This window comes from Arthrobacter pascens, from assembly GCF_030816475.1.
Lineage (GTDB): Bacteria > Actinomycetota > Actinomycetes > Actinomycetales > Micrococcaceae > Arthrobacter > Arthrobacter pascens_B.
The window spans coordinates 3,576,143-3,596,264 of record NZ_JAUSXF010000001.1; the positions used below are offsets into that span (position 1 = coordinate 3,576,143).

At 61.3% G+C, this 20,122-nt stretch carries 6 protein-coding genes, 3 rRNA genes and 1 pseudogene; 3 read left to right on the top strand and 7 right to left on the bottom strand.

Going from position 1 to position 20,122, the window contains the following annotated elements; all coding sequences use genetic code 11:
- Positions 1-118: 118 nt before the first annotated feature.
- Together QFZ40_RS16370 and QFZ40_RS16375 are read left to right on the top strand one after the other, a co-directional pair.
- Positions 119-1,850 (top strand): annotated as a pseudogene (locus tag QFZ40_RS16370) (glycoside hydrolase family 13 protein).
- 5 nt (positions 1,851-1,855) lie between these two features.
- A complete protein-coding gene (locus QFZ40_RS16375; protein WP_306906959.1) occupies positions 1,856-2,893 on the top strand; it encodes a LacI family DNA-binding transcriptional regulator in 1,038 nt (345 codons plus the stop codon).
- Here QFZ40_RS16375 and QFZ40_RS16380 read toward each other — a convergent pair.
- From QFZ40_RS16380 to QFZ40_RS16410, 7 genes are all read right to left on the bottom strand, one after another.
- On the bottom strand, positions 2,890-3,399 hold the full coding sequence (locus tag QFZ40_RS16380) for a hypothetical protein (RefSeq protein ID WP_306905685.1): 510 nt from the start codon (positions 3,397-3,399) through the stop codon (positions 2,890-2,892). The two genes, QFZ40_RS16375 and QFZ40_RS16380, sit on opposite strands and share 4 nt — an antisense overlap.
- A gap of 243 nt (positions 3,400-3,642) precedes the next feature.
- Positions 3,643-3,759: ribosomal RNA gene (rrf, locus tag QFZ40_RS16385) — 5S ribosomal RNA — on the bottom strand.
- A gap of 235 nt (positions 3,760-3,994) precedes the next feature.
- Positions 3,995-7,132, bottom strand: a 23S ribosomal RNA gene (locus tag QFZ40_RS16390).
- 564 nt (positions 7,133-7,696) lie between these two features.
- Positions 7,697-9,220: ribosomal RNA gene (locus QFZ40_RS16395) — 16S ribosomal RNA — on the bottom strand.
- The 16S, 23S and 5S rRNA genes sit together here, the layout of an rRNA operon.
- A 569-nt stretch (positions 9,221-9,789) precedes the next feature.
- A complete protein-coding gene (locus QFZ40_RS16400; protein ID WP_306905687.1) occupies positions 9,790-13,461 on the bottom strand; it encodes a 1,4-alpha-glucan branching enzyme in 3,672 nt (1,223 codons plus the stop codon).
- A gap of 14 nt (positions 13,462-13,475) precedes the next feature.
- The gene (gene treS / locus QFZ40_RS16405) at positions 13,476-15,272 is read right to left on the bottom strand and encodes a maltose alpha-D-glucosyltransferase (protein ID WP_306905688.1); all 1,797 of its coding nucleotides are present in this window, start codon (positions 15,270-15,272) and stop codon (positions 13,476-13,478) included.
- Positions 15,269-17,317 carry an alpha-1,4-glucan--maltose-1-phosphate maltosyltransferase gene (locus tag QFZ40_RS16410; RefSeq protein WP_306906960.1) on the bottom strand — a complete coding sequence of 683 codons (2,049 nt, stop codon included), beginning with the start codon at positions 17,315-17,317 and terminating at the stop codon, positions 15,269-15,271. The genes treS and QFZ40_RS16410 overlap by 4 nt, the downstream gene beginning before the upstream one ends.
- Positions 17,318-17,503: 186 nt before the next feature.
- Here QFZ40_RS16410 and glgP point away from each other — a divergent pair, with 186 nt between their 5' ends.
- Positions 17,504-20,122 (top strand): alpha-glucan family phosphorylase, encoded by a 2,619-nt coding sequence (gene glgP / locus QFZ40_RS16415; protein WP_306905689.1) that lies wholly within the window; start codon positions 17,504-17,506, stop codon positions 20,120-20,122.

Genomic DNA, 20,122 nt, shown 5'->3' on the forward strand with positions numbered 1-20,122 from the left:
ATTTTTGGAAGCGCTTCCATACTGCTATTTCGTCTAATCATTTGACTATCAGCACCCTTTGTGTCATATGACTGGAAGCGTTTTCATTTTTGCGCTAGCGCGTCCTAAACTCGTCTCCATGTCCGTTGAAACAGTGATCTCCGCCACAGCACCATTGACAGGCCCGCTGACCCTCATCCATGATGCGGACAAGGCTCCCGGCTGGTGGCGCTCGGCCGTCATCTACCAGGTGTATCCCCGGTCATTCCGCGACCTCAACGGCGACGGCATCGGAGACATTGCAGGCATAACCCAGGAACTGCACCAGCTAGCAGAATTGGATGTGGACGCCGTCTGGCTGTCCCCCTTCTACCGGTCCCCGCAGCGCGACGCCGGTTACGACGTCAGCGACTACTGCGACGTGGACCCGATCTTCGGCACTTTGGGCGACTTCGACGTCATGATGGCCGAGGCAAACCGCCTGGGCCTGAGAGTCATTGTGGACCTTGTTCCCAACCATTGCTCGGCCCAGCACGTGGCGTTTCAGGCCGCCCTCGCCGCGCCGGCAGGCAGCCCCGAACGGGATCTGTTTATTTTCCGCGACGGGCAGGGCCCCGATGGCCACGAACCGCCCAACAACTGGCAGTCCCACTTCGGCGGTCCGGCGTGGACCCGCACAGTCGGAGCGGATGGCCGGCCGGGCCAGTGGTACCTGCATCTCTTTGATTCCTCGCAACCCGACTTCAACTGGGACAACCCCGCCGTCCACGCTGAATTTGAACGGGTGCTCCGTTTCTGGCTGGACCGCGGCGTTTCCGGCTTCCGCGTGGACGTGGCCCATGCCCTGGTCAAGGCCCCCGGGCTCCCGGAATGGGGGCGGCAGGGCTGACGGCAGCAGCTCGGACGGCTTCCCGGGCCATGAGGCCCCCATGTTCGGCCAGCCTGCCCTGCATGACATCTTCCGTGCCTGGCGCCTGATCCTTGACGAGTATGGTCCGGACCGCATCCTGTGTGCCGAAGCCAACGTCGATCCATTGCCACGGCTGGCGGATTGGGTAAGGCCCGACGAAATGCATCAGGCCTTTAACTTCCCCTACCTGCATGCCGGGCTCGACGTCTGGCGTCTGCGGTCCGTCATCACCGATTCGCTGACTTCCCTGGATGCCGTAGGAGCACCAAGCACGTGGGTGCTTTCCAATCACGACGTCGTCCGGCATGCCTCCCGATTCGGCTACAACGGCCCCGGACCGCGCGACGGGGACGGCATTGGCCCCGCGGACCCTCAGCCGGATACAACCCTCGGTCGCCGGCGTGCAGCCGCGGCCTCCATGTTCATGCTCGGGCTGCCAGGTGCCGCCTACCTGTACCAGGGTGAAGAGCTCGGCCTGCCGGACGGCATCGACATCCCGGAGGGCCTGCGGCAGGATCCGACGTTTGCGCGTACCGGCGGAACCCGGCTGGGACGCGACGGCTGCAGGGTGCCGCTCCCCTGGCGTGCCGCCGAGCGTCACAACGGTTTCGGTTCCGGCCAGGATCCCTGGCTTCCGCTGCCGGCGAGCTTCGCTGAACTGGCCAGGGACACCCAGGCGGCGTCGCCGTCGTCGCATTTGTCCCTCTACCGGAAAATGCTGGCCCTTCGTCGGGAACTGGCCCTGGGCCGGGGATCTCTCGCTTGGGCAGAGGAATGGTGCACGGGCTCGTCGCTGGGCTATGTGAACGGCGCTACGCTGGTGCTTATGAACCTGAACCACGAACGCCTGGAGATGCCTGCGGGGGACGTCCTGGTCCGCAGCGCGGAACCAGACGCAGGGCACTTCCTGGCTTCCGGAGAAACCGTGTGGCTGCGGATCGATGGGAGCGGCGACGAGTAGTGGGACTGGCGGGCATCAAGGACGTAGCAGACCGGGCAGGGCTGTCCATTGCCACGGTCTCCCGCGCGCTCAGTGGCAAGGCAAACGTTTCGCCCAAGAGCCGTCAGCTCGCGCAGGCAGCCGCGGAAGAACTCGGTTTTGTGCCGTCCTATCATGCCTCCAGCCTCGCCTCCGGCCGTAACCACAATGTGGGGCTGGTGGTCCCCTCGGTGCACCGCTGGTACTTTTCGTCCGTGATGGAGGGTGTGTCCGTCGCGCTGCTGGACGCCGGCTATGACCTGACGCTCTACAACGTGGGTTTTCAACCGGAACGCCGCCACAGCCTCCTGAACGACTTCCTGCTCCGCAAACGGCTGGACGCAGTGATTGCGGTGGCGCTGGTGCTCAGCGATAGCGAAATCAAGCAGCTGCATGCCATACACCGGCCGATTGTGGGAATTGGTGGCGCGTTGGAGGGTGCCTCAAGTATCCGAATCGATGACGCCCGGCTAGCCCGGATGGCAACCGACCATCTCATCAACCTGGGTCACACTCGCATCGCCCACATGACCGGCCTCGCCGAGCTTAACCAGGACTTTAAGTTGCCCGGGATCCGGCAGGGCGGTTTTGAAGAAGCAATGAAAGCCGCCGGCCTCAGTGTCCGGCCGGAATGGCAGGTGTCAGCGGATTTCACCATCCAGGGCGCCTATGCCTGTGCCCGCCGCCTCCTTGGCACGGCCGAGCGCCCCACAGCGGTCTTTGCGGCGTCGGACGAGATGGGAATCGGCACTATTCTGGCCGCCCGCGATTTCGGCCTCCGCGTGCCCCAGGACCTTTCCGTGATCGGCATGGACGGACACGAACTGGGTGAAGTCTTCGGTTTGACCACCATTGACCAGGATGCGCGTGGCCAGGGCGCGCTCGCGGCCAAGCTGCTGCTTGAAAGGCTCGACCCCGGTGCCAAGCATGACGCCGGGCAAACTTCTGCGGTTCCCGCCACTGTGGACAGGGAGTACCGGACGGAATTCATCATCCGGAGCAGCACAGCGGTACCGCCTGCCTAGGCTGGTTTCCCTTCGGGGACCGTTCCGCCCATGAACCGAACATAGCGGCTGAGGACGTCCGGCCAGTCCGCTGCATAGGCCGCGCGCGTTGCCGATGGATCCTCGGCACCCTCCCAGCCGTCATGGACCAGCCTGATCTCGGTCCCGGACTCCACGGCCCTGAAGGCCACGCGTAGCTCCGTGGACCAGAGCGCGGTGGTTCCGGGGTGCCAGGTGGCATGGAAGGACAGTGGCGGCTGCCAGTCATCGATGGTGCCCCAGATGGTTGTCCTGCCATCCTCAGCTGTCTCAAGGATCAGGTTCTCTTCGAACTCCACATAGGAACCTGCCCCGTAGACGCCGTGCGATTCCAGGGGCCACCACAAATGGGTGTGATCGGTGAAGCCCGCGAACGCCTGGACAACTGATCCAGGAACGGTCACCGTGCAGATCACCGGTCCCAGGTCATCCCGCGACTCGGCAGGGTCCGGGATGGAATCATCCGCATGGCTGAAGAGGCTGTTCATGGACGTCAACTCTACCCGCCGCGCCGAACGTCGCACCCGTCCCCCGACGCTTCCTCAGGTCCTGCAGGGTTTATCCCGACGCTTCCTCACATCCTGCAGGAAACCGGGGGATGCTCTCTCAGTTTGTGTTGGTAGGGCTCGACGGCGGTGCTGGCCGGGTTGTGGGGGGGGGTGTTGTCTTGTGGTTTGGTTGTTAAATGCGTCAGGCCCCGACGTGATTGTCGGGGCCTGAGCCTAAATAGTGTCCGGCGGTGACCTACTCTCCCACACCCTCCCGGGTGCAGTACCATCGGCGCTGTGGGTCTTAGCTTCCGGGTTCGGAATGGGACCGGGCGTTTCCCCCACGCTATGACCGCCGTAACCCTTGTACCCGGACCCGTTGGCTGTGCCGCGGGGTTGGGAAATCTTGTGGTTACAACATTCGTGCCCGTGTTAAGGGGCAGTTGTGGTGTTGTTATGTAGTTGTGGTTTTGTTCCCTGCAACTAACCGGTTTGGTTTGTTGTTTGGGAACCACATAGTGGACGCAAGCAGTCTTGTTTCTTTTTACCAGCCCCGTGGTGCAAACGCTTTTGAAGTTCGTTTGCGGGGTGGTGTGTGGTGTAAGTTATCGGCCTATTAGTACCGGTCAGCTTCACGAGTCGTTAGTCCTCGCTTCCACATCCGGCCTATCAACCCAGTGGTCTGGCTGGGGGCCTCTCACACACGAGGTGTATGGAAATCTCATCTTGAAGCGAGCTTCCCGCTTAGATGCTTTCAGCGGTTATCCCATCCGAACGTAGCTAATCAGCGGTGCACTTGGCAGTACAACTGACACACCAGAGGTTCGTCCGTCCCGGTCCTCTCGTACTAAGGACAGCCCTTCTCAAATTTCCTGCGCGCGCAGCGGATAGGGACCGAACTGTCTCACGACGTTCTAAACCCAGCTCGCGTACCGCTTTAATGGGCGAACAGCCCAACCCTTGGGACCTACTCCAGCCCCAGGATGCGACGAGCCGACATCGAGGTGCCAAACCATGCCGTCGATATGGACTCTTGGGCAAGATCAGCCTGTTATCCCCGAGGTACCTTTTATCCGTTGAGCGACGGCCATTCCACAATGTACCGCCGGATCACTAGTCCCGACTTTCGTCCCTGCTCGAGATGTCTCTCTCACAGTCAAGCTCCCTTGTGCACTTACACTCGACACCTGATTGCCAACCAGGCTGAGGGAACCTTTGGGCGCCTCCGTTACTTTTTAGGAGGCAACCGCCCCAGTTAAACTACCCATCAGGCACTGTCCCTGACCCGGATTACGGGCCGAAGTTAGATGTCCAAAGTGACCAGAGTGGTATTTCAACGATGACTCCACCCGAACTGGCGTCCGGGCTTCAACGTCTCCCACCTATCCTACACAAGCCACTCCGAACACCAATACCAAACTATAGTAAAGGTCTCGGGGTCTTTCCGTCCTGCTGCGCGTAACGAGCATCTTTACTCGTACTGCAATTTCGCCGAGTTTATGGTTGAGACAGCGGGGAAGTCGTTACTCCATTCGTGCAGGTCGGAACTTACCCGACAAGGAATTTCGCTACCTTAGGATGGTTATAGTTACCACCGCCGTTTACTGGGGCTTAAATTCTCAGCTTCGCCTTGCGGCTAACCGGTCCTCTTAACCTTCCAGCACCGGGCAGGAGTCAGTCCGTATACATCGTCTTGCGACTTCGCACGGACCTGTGTTTTTAGTAAACAGTCGCTTCCCCCTGGTCTCTGCGGCCCCGATCCCCTCCGGACAGCGTGTGTCCATCAAGGTTGGGGCCCCCCTTCTCCCGAAGTTACGGGGGCATTTTGCCGAGTTCCTTAACCATAATTCTCTCGATCGCCTTAGTATTCTCTACCTGATCACCTGTGTCGGTTTGGGGTACGGGCGGCTAAAACCTCGCGTCGATGCTTTTCTCGGCAGCATAGGATCACCAAATCCCCCCGTGAGGGGGTCCCATCAGATCTCAGGCATCATGAACAGCGGATTTGCCTACCGTTCGCCCTACATCCTTAGACCGGGACAACCATCGCCCGGCTTGGCTACCTTCCTGCGTCACACCTGTTAATACGCTTACCTCCCAGGATCAGGTCCCGCGCTCCACCAAAACCCTCACACCACAAGGGTGATCGGGCAGGTCTCGGGCAGTTAGTATCCCCTGTTCAGCATGGACGGTTTTTCGCCGGTACGGGAATATCAACCCGTTGTCCATCGACTACGCCTGTCGGCCTCGCCTTAGGTCCCGACTTACCCAGGGCAGATTAGCTTGACCCTGGAACCCTTGATCATTCGGCGGACGGGTTTCTCACCCGTCTTTCGCTACTCATGCCTGCATTCTCACTCGTGTAGGCTCCACCGCTGGTTTACACCGCGACTTCACCGCCCACACGACGCTCCCCTACCCATCCAGACGCCTGAACCACAAGGGCTTAGCAAAAATCTGAATGCCACAACTTCGGCGGTGTACTTGAGCCCCGCTACATTGTCGGCGCGGAATCACTTGACCAGTGAGCTATTACGCACTCTTTTAAGGATGGCTGCTTCTAAGCCAACCTCCTGGTTGTCTTCGCAACTCCACATCCTTTCCCACTTAGCACACGCTTAGGGGCCTTAGTTGGTGGTCTGGGCTGTTTCCCTCTCGACTATGAAGCTTATCCCCCACAGTCTCACTGCTGCGCTCTCACTTACCGGCATTCGGAGTTTGGCTGACGTCAGTAACCTTGTAGGGCCCATTAGCCATCCAGTAGCTCTACCTCCGGTAAGAAACACGCAACGCTGCACCTAAATGCATTTCGGGGAGAACCAGCTATCACGAAGTTTGATTGGCCTTTCACCCCTACCCACAGCTCATCCCCTCCATTTTCAACTGAAGTGGGTTCGGTCCTCCACGACGTCTTACCGTCGCTTCAACCTGGCCATGGGTAGATCACTTCGCTTCGGGTCTAGATCACGCCACTGCAACGCCCTATTCAGACTCGCTTTCGCTACGGCTTCCCCACACGGGTTAACCTCGCGACGTAACACTAACTCGCAGGCTCATTCTTCAAAAGGCACGCCGTCACAGCTACTTGTGATTACTCACGGCTGCTCCGACGGATTGTAAGCACACGGTTTCAGGTACTGTTTCACTCCCCTCCCGGGGTACTTTTCACCTTTCCCTCACGGTACTGGTCCGCTATCGGTCATTAGGGAGTATTTAGGCTTATCAGGTGGTCCTGACAGATTCACACGGGATTTCTCGGGCCCCGTGCTACTTGGGATACTCTCACAGGCGGTACACAACATTTCGGTTACGGGGCTCACACCCTCTCTGGCCGGCCTTTCAAGACCGTTCACCTATGCCTGCACATCACACCCCACCGGTCCGGCAGAACCAGTATGGAAAGTCCCACAACCCCGACCATGCAACGCCCGCCGGCTATCACACATGGAACGGTTTAGCCTGATCCGCGTTCGCTCGCCACTACTAACGGAATCACTATTGTTTTCTCTTCCTGCGGGTACTGAGATGTTTCACTTCCCCGCGTTCCCTCCACGCACCCTATGTGTTCAGATGCGGGTCACCAGATCACTCGCGCGTCTGGCGGGGTTTCCCCATTCGGACACCCTGGGATCACAGTCCGGTTATCGACTCCCCCAGGCTTATCGCAGATTCCTACGTCCTTCTTCGGCTCCTAATGCCAAGGCATCCACCGTGTGCTCTTAAAAACTTGACCACAAAAGATCAAAAAACTAATTCACGAGAGAACCACGAAAACCACCCGGGAACCACCACCACAACCCAAAAGAGCCACAGCAACAGCACCCCGGACAGATCCAGGTTCATATTCTTGGAAATTGCTTCTTATAAAAGATGCTCGCGTCCACTATGTAGTTCTCAAACAACAACCCCAAACCACACACCCCACACACCACCCGCCCCAAAGGACAAGCAAACCGTGCGATCAGTGCAGCCAGGAAACCAGAAACAAACAAACCCGGAAAAACACACCACAACCCGTAAGCCATGACGCATCCCACCGGCCCTGTTGCCTCAGGACCCAACAGTGTGCCAAACACTAAACCACCCAAACCACACCCCGACGTTCCAGGACACCCGCACTCCCCAAAGGAAGAACAAAACATCCGTACTAGACAAGGCATAAACCAGGCAGCCGCTATTCGTTGATATTCCACCCTTGAGCACCCGCCGCAGAACTTGCGTCTGCGCAACGGGCATATACTCCTGACAAACCCCCACACCACATACATGGCATGAACAATCCGTAGGTGCTCCTTAGAAAGGAGGTGATCCAGCCGCACCTTCCGGTACGGCTACCTTGTTACGACTTAGTCCCAATCGCCAGTCCCACCTTCGACAGCTCCCTCCCACAAGGGGTTAGGCCACCGGCTTCGGGTGTTACCAACTTTCGTGACTTGACGGGCGGTGTGTACAAGGCCCGGGAACGTATTCACCGCAGCGTTGCTGATCTGCGATTACTAGCGACTCCGACTTCATGGGGTCGAGTTGCAGACCCCAATCCGAACTGAGACCGGCTTTTTGGGATTAGCTCCACCTCACAGTATCGCAACCCTTTGTACCGGCCATTGTAGCATGCGTGAAGCCCAAGACATAAGGGGCATGATGATTTGACGTCGTCCCCACCTTCCTCCGAGTTGACCCCGGCAGTCTCCTATGAGTCCCCGCCATAACGCGCTGGCAACATAGAACGAGGGTTGCGCTCGTTGCGGGACTTAACCCAACATCTCACGACACGAGCTGACGACAACCATGCACCACCTGTGAACCAGCCCCAAAGGGGAAACCACATCTCTGCAGCGGTCTGGTCCATGTCAAGCCTTGGTAAGGTTCTTCGCGTTGCATCGAATTAATCCGCATGCTCCGCCGCTTGTGCGGGCCCCCGTCAATTCCTTTGAGTTTTAGCCTTGCGGCCGTACTCCCCAGGCGGGGCACTTAATGCGTTAGCTACGGCGCGGAAAACGTGGAATGTCCCCCACACCTAGTGCCCAACGTTTACGGCATGGACTACCAGGGTATCTAATCCTGTTCGCTCCCCATGCTTTCGCTCCTCAGCGTCAGTTAATGCCCAGAGACCTGCCTTCGCCATCGGTGTTCCTCCTGATATCTGCGCATTTCACCGCTACACCAGGAATTCCAGTCTCCCCTACATCACTCTAGTCTGCCCGTACCCACCGCAGATCCGGAGTTGAGCCCCGGACTTTCACGGCAGACGCGACAAACCGCCTACGAGCTCTTTACGCCCAATAATTCCGGATAACGCTTGCGCCCTACGTATTACCGCGGCTGCTGGCACGTAGTTAGCCGGCGCTTCTTCTGCAGGTACCGTCACTTTCGCTTCTTCCCTACTGAAAGAGGTTTACAACCCGAAGGCCGTCATCCCTCACGCGGCGTCGCTGCATCAGGCTTGCGCCCATTGTGCAATATTCCCCACTGCTGCCTCCCGTAGGAGTCTGGGCCGTGTCTCAGTCCCAGTGTGGCCGGTCACCCTCTCAGGCCGGCTACCCGTCGTCGCCTTGGTAAGCCATTACCTCACCAACAAGCTGATAGGCCGCGAGTCCATCCAAAACCACAAAAAGCTTTCCACCCCCCACCATGCGATGAGGAGTCATATCCGGTATTAGACCCAGTTTCCCAGGCTTATCCCAGAGTTAAGGGCAGGTTACTCACGTGTTACTCACCCGTTCGCCACTAATCCCCCCACAAGTGAGGTTCATCGTTCGACTTGCATGTGTTAAGCACGCCGCCAGCGTTCATCCTGAGCCAGGATCAAACTCTCCGTTGAAGTAAAACAAAAACGAAAACAACATGGAAACCACGGGAAAACGCGGCAACCACACTGCAAAAATTTGAAACCAGCTGTAAAAACCAGACCCAACCACGAGGTGGCGGACCCGGCCAAAACAACCAATCAAAAAACAATTGGTATCAACAAACTTGGCACACTATTGAGTTCTCAAACAACAGACACACCCGACACCACCACAACCAAAAACCAGCCATGGATCGCTCCGGAGCAACTTTTCAAACTTACCCGCTAGCTTCGTCCTGGTCAAATCGGCGTTCCTGACTCCGTTTTGCCATGGGCATCTGGGTCACCTTCACCGACTGACTCCGGGGAGCAGCGCGGAAATAAACTCTACCACCACTTGGCGGCTATGGCCAACCAGCCCCCGTCCAGACTGCCCGGATGATCCGAAGACAGCTGAAAGTAAGCTGAAGGTTTACTGAACTAAGACCGCACGATTCCTGAGTGACTCCAAGGCGCAGGCAGGAGCGCGAAAAAGCCCGGAATCGCAAGGATTCCGGGCTTCTTCATCACCGACTCACAGCGTCTTGGTCAATCCGCAGTACTCAATCGGCAGCCGGGGCGCCGGGCTTGAAGTACGCCGCACCCAGCGGCGGCAGCGTGACAGTGAGTGTGGCGGGCTGGCCATGAAGTCCTTCAGGGCTTGCCTTCAGCTCCCCTGAGTTCAGGACACCCGAACCTCCGTAGGCGGCGGCGTCGGTGTTGAGCACCTCGGTCCACGCACCCACTGAGGGGACGCCCAGCTCATAACCGACGTGCGGTCCTCCGGAGAAATTGACGGCGCATACAAGAGGGTTGCCTTTGGTGTCCCAACGGACAAATGTCACGACGTTCCGGTCTGCGTCCCCGCCGTTGATCCACTGGAATCCGCCGGGTTCGTTATCGCGTGAGTAGAGGGCCGGCGTCGAGCTGTACAGCTCGTTCAGGTCCTTGGTGAGCAGCTGCATTCCTCGGTGCGCGGGAATGTCGGCAAGCCACCAATCGAGGCCGTGCTGTTCGGACCACTCCGCTTCCTGCCCGAACTCGGTGCCCATGAAAATCAGCTGCTTGCCGGGGTGCGCCCACTGGTACGCCAGGAAAGCCCGAAGGTTGGCGAGCTGCTGCCAGCGGTCGCCAGGCATCTTGCGGAGCATGGAGCCCTTGCCGTGCACTACCTCGTCATGACTGATGGGCAACAGGAAGTTCTCGGTGAAGGCGTAGACCAAGGAGAACGTCAGGGTGCCGTGGTGCCACTTGCGGTTGACGGGATCTTCGGAGGCGTACTTGAGGGAGTCGTGCATCCAGCCCATGTTCCATTTGAGGCCGAAGCCCAGGCCGCCATGGCTGGTTGGCGCCGTCACTCCCGGGAAGGCTGTGGATTCCTCAGCGATCATCACCGCGCCAGGGTGGGTCTTGTATACCGTGGCGTTGACTTCCTGGAGGAAGGAGATTGCTTCCAGGTTTTCGCGTCCGCCAAAACGGTTGGGCGACCACTGCCCGTCTTCGCGGGAGTAGTCCAGGTACAGCATTGAGGCGACAGCGTCCACCCGGAGCCCGTCGATGTGGAATTCATCGAGCCAGTAGAGCGCGTTGGCCACCAGGAAGTTCCGCACCTCGGTCCGGCCGAAATCGAAGATCAGCGTGCCCCAGTCCGGGTGTTCGCCCAGATTGGGATCGGCGTGCTCGTACAGCGGCTGCCCGTCGAACTGCGCAAGGGCCCAGGCGTCTTTGGGGAAGTGTGCGGGTACCCAGTCAAGGAGCACCCCGATCCCGGCCTGGTGCAAAGTGTCCACCAGGAAGCGGAATTCGTCCGGGTGGCCGAACCGCGAGGTGGGAGCGAAGTAGGACGTGACCTGGTAGCCCCATGATCCGCCGAACGGATGCTCGGCAACCGGCATGAACTCGACGTGGGTGAAGCCCAGCCATTTGACATACTCCACCAGTTCCTTGGCGAGCTCGCGGTAACCGAGTCCTAGCCGCCACGAACCAAGGTGGACTTCGTAGACACTCATTGGCGAATTGTGCGGGTCCCGCTGGGCGCGGGCTTCCATCCACTCGGAATCCTTGAAGGAATAGGACGGCTCCACCACCCTGGAGGCCGTCAGCGGCGGGACCTCGGTGCCGAAGGCCAGGGGATCGGCCTTCTCCACCCAGTGGCCGGCCTTGGTTTTGATCTCGAATTTGTAGCACGCCCCTGCTAAAACGCCGGGCAGGAAGACTTCCCACACTCCTGAAGAGCCCAGGGAACGAAGCGAATGCTCGCGGCCGTCCCAGGCGTTGAAGTCGCCTTTGACGCGTACTGCCTCGGCATTGGGCGCCCAGACAGCGAAGGAGACGCCATCGACATCGCCGAGCGGGGACTTGTAGTGCTGCACGTGGGCTCCCAGCACTTCCCACAGCTTCTCGTGCCGGCCCTCGCTGATGAGGTGCAGGTCCACTTCACCCACCGTGGGCAGGTAGCGGTAGGGCTCATCCACGGTCAGCGGCTCGCCGCCAGGGTAGGTGACCTCCAGCCGGTAATCGGGAACGTGGCCCGGCTGCAGGGGATCCAGCACCACGGCCCAAACGCCGTTGGCCTCATGAGTCATGGGCACGGTATCCGCCGCCGTCACTACCGACACGGATGACGCAAGGTGCTTGACCGTCCGGATGGTGACGTGGCCGTGGTCGTCCAGGTGTGCGCCGAGGACGGAGTGCGGTGCGTGGTGCTCGCCGTTCGCCACCCGTGCAAGGGTGTCTGCGTCCACGTGAAGCGGCACGTGCGGCCGATCTGTGCGTGCTGAGCCTGTCATTTTGTTACCTTCCGATGCCGCCCCGGCCTGATCGCCGGTGCCTTTACCGCTGAGGAGCTTCCGGACCGCGTTCACTGGTATGGCCAGCCAATCCGGTCTGTTCCGCAATTCATAAACAACTTCGTAGAGCGCCTTGTCCAGCCACAATGCCACAAAGAGCGGCGAACGGCGGTCGATGGTGCCCGCTGTGACGCCCGAGTAGCCGGCGAGGAACGCGTCGGCGCAGTCCTCCACCCAGGATTCCGGCACACGTGCTCCCTGATATTCGCGTTCCGCCGCACCCCCGGCGTAGTCGAAGGAACGCAACATGCCCACTACATCGCGGAGCGGAACGTCGGGAAAGTTGCGTTCGGCGATGGGGCGGAGGGGCTCGCCTTCAAAATCCAGGATGGCCCACCGTTCCGGCTCCCCGCCGTGGCCCGGAACCTGCAGGATCTGCCCCAGGTGGAGGTCGCCATGGATCCGCTGCAGGGGTCCCGCGGCCACGCCGTCGAGTCCGGCGAGCAACGCGTTAACGGTCTGGTCGTAGGGCCCGACGGCGGCGCCCGCCTCCGCCCAGGCCTGCCGGACCCGCTGGGCTACTCCCGGAACAATGTCCTGGCCCGCGACCCTCTCTTCGGATTGGCCAAGGGCGTCGGCCAGCCGGCGGTGGACGGTGGCTGTTGCGGCTCCCAGGGCGTGTGCTTCGGCGCTGAAGTCGGTTCCGGTCCTGGCCGCGTCCACGGCCAGACGCCAGGCGTCCCGGCCACCGGCGAGGAACTCATGCGCGACGGCCAACTCGCCCTCGGCCAGGCCGGAACCGCCCGGCAGCTCCCATTCGCCCGTGACCCATCCGAGCGTAGCCGGGACCTCGGACGTGTGGGCCGCTGTCAGGGCAGCGCCCACCTCTACTTCGGGATTCTTCCCTGCAGAGAGGACCCGGAAGAATTTCACAATGGCTGCGGACTCGCCGTCGTCGACTATTACTGAGCTGTTGGACTGCTCGCCGGAGAGAACCTTGACCATGCCGTGGGCAGTAGGCAGCCGGTAGTCGGACGGGGCCCGATGGCCCGTGGCCCTGCCCGTGGCGGAGCCGGACCCGCTGCGGATCAGCTCCAGCCAGGCGGAGACGAAAGCTGGATCGTGGACGGCGTCGTAGATCCATTCCGGTCCGGACCCCGTCTCGGTGAACTGACCGACCAGGGCACGTTCCATTCCGGTCAGCGGCGCCGTCCTGTAACTGACCGGAACCTGGACGACGTCGGTACGCTGTCCGCCGTCGGCGGTAGATGACGTTGCTGCCAGCAGGAAGACCTCAAGGTGGGCATGGCCGGCGGGATCCTCAAGGCCCAGGCTGCCTACCTGTTGCAGCTCAAAATCGGCGGTCTTCACCGGGAACCAGCGCTGACGCGGCAGCCACCCCCGCAGGAGTCCGCTGAGTGCCGGGCTGAGGACGGGTCTGCTCATGTCAGTTCTCATAATCAGTTCTCAATGGAGAGGATGGGCATCGCCTGGGTAAAAGGGGAGGTCGGGTTGGAGGCCGCGGAGCGGATCCTGAGCCAGAAGAAATCGTGGCTTCCCAAGGTCAGCGTCAGTGTGCCGTCGTCGTCGATGCCCGGAAAAGGCTGCCCGCCAAAAACGTCACGCAGCCCGCGGCCCGCAAATTGCGGGAGCTTCAACCGGGCAGCCACAGGGTGCTGTGAGAGGTTGAACGCGCACAGGATGGATTCACCGTCCGCCCCCGCTGTGTTGTCGTCGGACAGCTCCCGCAGGTACGCGAGGACGGCGTCATGATCCGCCTCCACGTGCTTGAAGTTTCCGAGGCCGAACGCCGGATGGTTCTTGCGGACGCTCAGGATCTGCCGGGTCCAGCGGAGCAGGGAACCCGAATGGGCGGCCTCCGCTTCGACGTTGGCCATGCTGTAGTTGTACACAAGCGACTGGATGACCGGAAGGTACAGCTTGCCGGGATCCGCGTCCGAGAAGCCTGCGTTACGGTCCGGGTTCCACTGCATGGGTGTGCGTACGGCGTCCCGGTCTTCAAGCCAGATGTTGTCACCCATGCCGATCTCGTCCCCGTAATACAGGAAGGGACTCCCCGGGAGCGACAGCAGCAGGGCGTGAATCAGTTCGATCTCAGCCCTGGAGTTGTCCAGTAGCGGTGCCAGCCGTCGACGGATACCGATGTTGGCCCTCATCCGGGGGTCCGGCGCGTACCAGCCGAGCATTGCGGCACGTTCATCCGCCGTGACCATTTCAAGCGTGAGCTCATCATGGTTCCGCAGGAACGTCCCCCACTGCGCCCCCTCGGGAATCTCGGGGGTGTCATGCATGGTTTCGATAATGGGAGCGGCCTTCTGGTCGCGCAGTGCGTAATAGAGGCGCGGCATGATGGGGAAGTGGAAGGCCATGTGGCATTCGGGCTCTTCTTCCGTCCCGAAGTACTCCACTACCTCGTTGGGAGGCTGGTTTGCCTCGGCAATGATGACACGCCCGGGGTAGCTCTCGTCCACCATTCTCCGCAGCTTGCGCAGGAAGTCATGGGTGGCGGGGAGATTTTCGCAGTTGGTGCCCTCCTCCTCGAAAAGGTACGGGATAGCGTCCGCCCGGAAGCCGTCGATGCCCTGGTCCAGCCAGAACCTGACAACGTCAAAGAGTGCATCGATGACCTTCGGATTCTCGAAGTTCAGGTCCGGCTGGTGGCTGAAGAACCGGTGCCAGAAGAACTGCCGGCGGATCGGATCGAAGGTCCAGTTGGATTCCTCGGTGTCCACGAAAATGATGCGGGCATCCTGGTACTTCTCGTCCGTGTCGCTCCACACATAGAAGTCGCCGAAGGGACCGTCAGGGTCCTTGCGTGACTCCTGGAACCATGGGTGCTGGTCCGAGGTGTGGTTCAGCGGAAGGTCGATGATGACCCGGACGCCGCGCGCGTGGGCTTCGGCAACGAGACGCTTGAAATCCGTGATGGTGCCAAACTCATCGAGTACCGAGTTGTAGTCGGAGATGTCATATCCGCCGTCGCGCAGGGGTGACTGGAAAAACGGCGGCAGCCACAGGCAGTCAACGCCGAGCCACTGCAGGTAATCGAGCCTGTCGATGAGTCCGTGGAAGTCCCCGGAACCATCGCCGTTGGCGTCCGCAAAGGCCCTTACGAGCACCTCGTAGAACACTGCCTTCCGATACCAGAACGGATCATGTTGAAGACCCGGTGCGTTCAGCTCGAACGTGCTCTTGGGGGTGAAATGCTGGCCGGAGCCCTGCGGGTTAAAACTCACGGATGCGATCTCCTCACGCTCAGGATGTGTGCGGGTTCGATGTGCGCGTCCAAGCGGACGTAGTTGTATTCGCCCCATTCCCAGCTTTCGCCGGAAATCAGGTCATCCACGCGGAAGCCTCCATTGTGCAACAGGTCTTCCGGGTCAAGTTCCAGTGCGGCCAGGTCGAGCGACACGCTGCTCTCCCTTGTCCCGTGCGGATCGACGTTGACCACCACGATGATGGTGTCCTTGGTGCCGTCCGCGAGGGTCTTGTGCTTGGAGAAGACCACGGTGGCTTCGTCCGTGCTCTCGTGGACTGTCAGGTTCTGTAGGTCCTGAAGGGCAGGGTGGCTGTGCCGGATCTCGTTGAGCCGGGTCAGGTACGGGGCCAGCGTCCGGCCGGATGCTGCCGCGGCCTCCCAGTCGCGGGCCTTGTACTCGAACTTTTCGTTGTCGATGTACTCCTCCGCGCCCGGCCGGGCGACGTGCTCGTACAGTTCGTAGCCTGCATAGACACCCCACAGCGGGCTGGCTGTTGCCGCCAGGACCGCTCGGATCTTGAACGCGGGCGGGCCGCCGTACTGCAGGTATTCGGTGAGGATGTCGGGGGTGTTGACGAAGAAGTTGGGCCGGAAGTAGGCCGGCGAGTCGTGGCTGACCTCTGTGAAGTAGGCCTCCAGCTCCTTCTTGGTGTTCCGCCAGGTGAAGTAGGTGTAAGACTGCTGGAAACCGGCCCGGCCCAAAGCGTGCATCATGGCCGGACGGGTGAAGGCCTCGGCCAGGAACACCACACCGGGTGCCTTGGTGTTGACCTGGCCGATGAGCCATTCCCAGAACCATACGGGCTTGGTGTGGGGATTATCCACACGGAAAATCTTCACCCCATGGCTGACCCACAGAAGAACAATCCTGAGGATTTCCTCGGAGAGGCCCTCCGGATCATTATCGAAATTCAGCGGATAAATATCCTGGTATTTCTTCGGCGGGTTTTCCGCGTAGGCAATGCTGCCGTCCACGCGGGTGGTAAACCATTCCGGGTGGGATTCCACCCACGGGTGGTCCGGCGCGGCCTGAAGCGCCAGGTCCAGTGCCACCTCGAGTCCCAGCTCTTTGGCCCGGGCGACAAAGGCATCGAAATCCTCGAACGTGCCTAGATCCGGGTGGATGGCATCGTGGCCGCCCTCCTTGGCCCCGATTGCCCAGGGCGAACCGGGATCGTTGGGGCCGGCGATCAGTGTGTTGTTCGGCCCCTTGCGGTGCTGTACGCCGATGGGGTGGATGGGTGGCATGTAGATCACGTCGAAGCCCATGGCCGCCACAGCGTCGAGGCGTTTGGCTGCCGTGCGGAAGTTTCCTGAAGTCCAGGCGCCCGTGGTGTGGTCCTTGACTGCGCCTTCGGAGCGGGGGAAGAACTCATACCAGGCTCCGCGGCCGGCCAGGTCCCGCTCAACCAGCAAGGGGTACTGCTCGGAGACGGTGACCAGATCGCGGATCGGCTGGTGAGCGACAACGCCGGTGACCGCGTGGCTGAATCCGGCCCCGAGGCGCTCCTCCGTGCTGAGGGAAGGGTCAGCCAGCTTGTCTGCGGCCTCTCGGAGGACGCCCCTGTCCCACTCGCTGCGGGAGTCGTCCCCGGCAGCTTCATGGAGCAAGGCGGCACCCTCGGCGAGCATCAGCTCGACGTCGATCCCGGCGGCCACCTTGACCTCGGCATTATGATGCCACGTTCCGTACCTGTCATGCCACGCCTCGATGAGGAAGGACCAGTTGCCGGTGCCCGACGGCGTGAGGGTACCTTCCCAGCGGTCCGTCCCCATCCCGCGTTCTCCCCTCGGCGGGGCCAGCCTGACGCGTTGGCGCTCCTGGCCGGCGGGATCCAGGAGGACGGCAGTTACGCCCAGCCGGTCGTGTCCTTCGCGGAATACGGTGGCGCCCACCACTATTCCCTCACCAGGCAAGGCCTTGGCCGGAAACTTTCCACCTTCCACCACCGGCTGCACGGCGGCGATAGGAAAACGGCCAAACCTCAGACCGTCAAAGATCCGGCCTTTTGGCTTTTGCATGGATGCGGCACTGGTTCCTAAGTTAGTCGTCACATGCTCGACGTTAGCGAGAAATCAACGAGATTGCTAAGCCTGCTCAGTTTTTTCGGGCCGCGTTTCGACTTTCCTGCAAGCGTTATCTGTCATTTACCTAAAAGAAAGCCAAACCGGTTCCTGCCGCCCATGTTGTCGGTTAGTGTGGCGCAGGTGAAGGCAATCCGCAGATTTACCGTACGAACTGTTCTCCCCGAGCCGATCAGGCCACTGGCCCGATTAGCGACGAATCTCCGCTGGTCCTGGCACCGGCCGACACGCGAGCTGTTCGCGGGATTGAACTCACGCATCTGGGAGGAAAGCGGACAGGATCCGGTCACCTTCCTGGGGCTGGTCAGCCGCGAAGAGTTCCAGAGCCTCGCCGCCGACCAGTCGGTGGTGGAACGGATCAGGGCTGCCGAGAACGACCTTGACCGGTACCTCGAGGAACCCCGCTGGTACCAGGGCCTGGGCGGCGACGCCCCGACTTCCATCGCCTATTTTTCGCCCGAATTCGGCATCACCGAGGTGCTCCCGCAGTACTCCGGCGGCCTGGGCATCCTGGCCGGTGACCACCTCAAAGCTGCCTCCGACCTGGGCGTGCCGCTGATCGGCGTCGGCCTGCTGTACCAGGCCGGCTACTTCAAGCAGTCGCTCTCCCGCGACGCCTGGCAGCAGGAGACCTATCCTGTGCTGGACCCGGACGGACTCCCGCTGACGCTGCTCCGCGAGCCGTCACGGGACGGCAACGGCCGTCCCCTCCAGGTTTCGCTGCCGCTTCCCAACGGCCGCCGGCTGCTGGCACACATCTGGCGTGCAGACGTCGGGCGCGTCCCCCTGCTGCTGCTCGACTCGAATGTTCCGGGCAACGACGACGCCGCACGCGGCATCACTGACCGCCTCTACGGCGGCGGAGGAGACCACCGGCTCCAGCAGGAGCTCCTCCTGGGAATGGGCGGGGTGAAGGCGCTGCGCCTCTACCAGCGGCTCACCGGAACCGACGCGCCGGAGGTGTTCCACACCAACGAAGGCCACGCCGGCTTCCTCGGCATTGAACGGATCCAGGAGCTCATGGCCGGCGAGGAAGCCCTCAGCTTCGAGGAGGCACTTGCTGCCGGCAGGGCCTCCACAGTGTTCACCACGCACACTCCGGTGCCGGCCGGCATCGACCGCTTTGAAGTTTCCCAGATCCAGCACTTCTTCCAGGCGGGGCTGGCGCCTGCCGTGCCGGTCGAGAGAATCCTCGAACTCGGCCAGGAAAACTACGCCGATGGAAACCCGTCGGTCTTCAACATGGCAGTGATGGGCCTCCGGCTGGCGCAGCGCGCCAACGGTGTGGCCAAGCTCCATGGCGAGGTGTCCCGCGGCATGTTCTCCGCGCTGTGGCCGGGCTTCGACCACTCCGAGGTGCCCATCACGTCGGTGACGAACGGTGTGCATGTGCCCACCTGGGTGGATGGGCGAATTTCCAAGCTCGCCAGGGACCAGTTTGGTGCCGAAGCCGAAGCCATGGGGCGCTGGGATCTCGCCTACAACGTCAGCGACGCCGATGTCTGGGCGCTCCGGCGCGAAATGCGCGCCGCGCTGGTTGACGATGTGCGCCGCCGCCTCCGCGCCGCCTGGAAGAAGCGCGGCGCCGCGGACGCCGAACTCGGGTGGACGGACAACGTCCTCGATCCCGATGTCCTCACGATCGGGTTCGCCCGCCGTGTCCCCACCTACAAGCGCCTCACCCTGATGCTGCGGGAGCCCGAGCGGCTGAAGGCACTCCTCCTGCACAAGGAACACCCCATCCAGCTGGTGATCGCCGGCAAGTCGCATCCGGCCGACGACGCCGGCAAGAAGATGATCCAGGACCTGGTGCGTTTCACGGACGATCCCGAAGTCCGGCACCGGATCGCGTTCCTGCCGAATTACGACATTGCGATGGCCAGGACGCTCTTCCCCGGTTGCGATGTCTGGCTGAACAACCCCCTCCGTCCGCTGGAAGCATGCGGCACGTCGGGGATGAAGGCAGCCATCAACGGTTCCCTGAACCTTTCCGTCCTGGACGGCTGGTGGGATGAGATGTACGACGGCGAAAACGGCTGGGCGATTCCCACCGCCAACAACGGCGCGTCCCCGGAGGATCGCGACGACATTGAAGCGGCGGCACTCTATGAGCTGCTGGAAACCCAGGTGGCGCCGCGTTTCTATGGCAGTACAGTCTCCGAGGACGCCGGGGCGGCCGGCCCGTCCCTCTCCGGGATGGAGAAGGTCCCCACGCACTGGGTGTCCATGATCAAGCACACCCTGTCGCACCTCGGCCCGGCCGTTTCCGCGGAGCGGATGCTGCACGACTACGTCAATACCCTCTACCGTCCTGCCGCGGAGGCAGGACGCAGGGCCGTGGCGGACTCCTATGCCCAGGCCCGCACCCTCGCGGCCTGGATCGCGCACGTGCGTTCCGCCTGGCCACTGCTCCATGTGGAACATGTGGATTCCGTTGGGGTATCCGAGGATCCGCAGATTGGCGACACCCTTCAGGTGAACGCGTACGTGGCTCTGCACACCCTTTCCCCGGATGACGTTGCCGTCGAAGTTGCTTACGGCCGCGCCGAGGAAAGCGATACCTTGGCGGATATCACCATCATGGAGCTGAAAGCGCAGGAAGACCTGGGCAGCGGGCGCCACCTGTTCACCGGTTCCCTGGTGATCGACCGCTCCGGCTCCTTCGGCTACACCGTGCGCGTCCTGCCCCGGCACGAGGCGCTGGCGTCCAAGGCCGAACTTGGACTGATCGTCAACGCCTAG

Excerpts from the sequence above, each read along its gene's own strand:
- QFZ40_RS16380 (WP_306905685.1), bottom strand. The coding sequence starts at position 3,399 with ATGAACAGCCTCTTCAGCCATGCGGATGATTCCATCCCGGACCCTGCC.
- QFZ40_RS16400 (WP_306905687.1), bottom strand. The coding sequence starts at position 13,461 with ATGAGCAGACCCGTCCTCAGCCCGGCACTCAGCGGACTCCTGCGGGGG.
- QFZ40_RS16410 (WP_306906960.1), bottom strand. The coding sequence starts at position 17,317 with ATGCAAAAGCCAAAAGGCCGGATCTTTGACGGTCTGAGGTTTGGCCGT.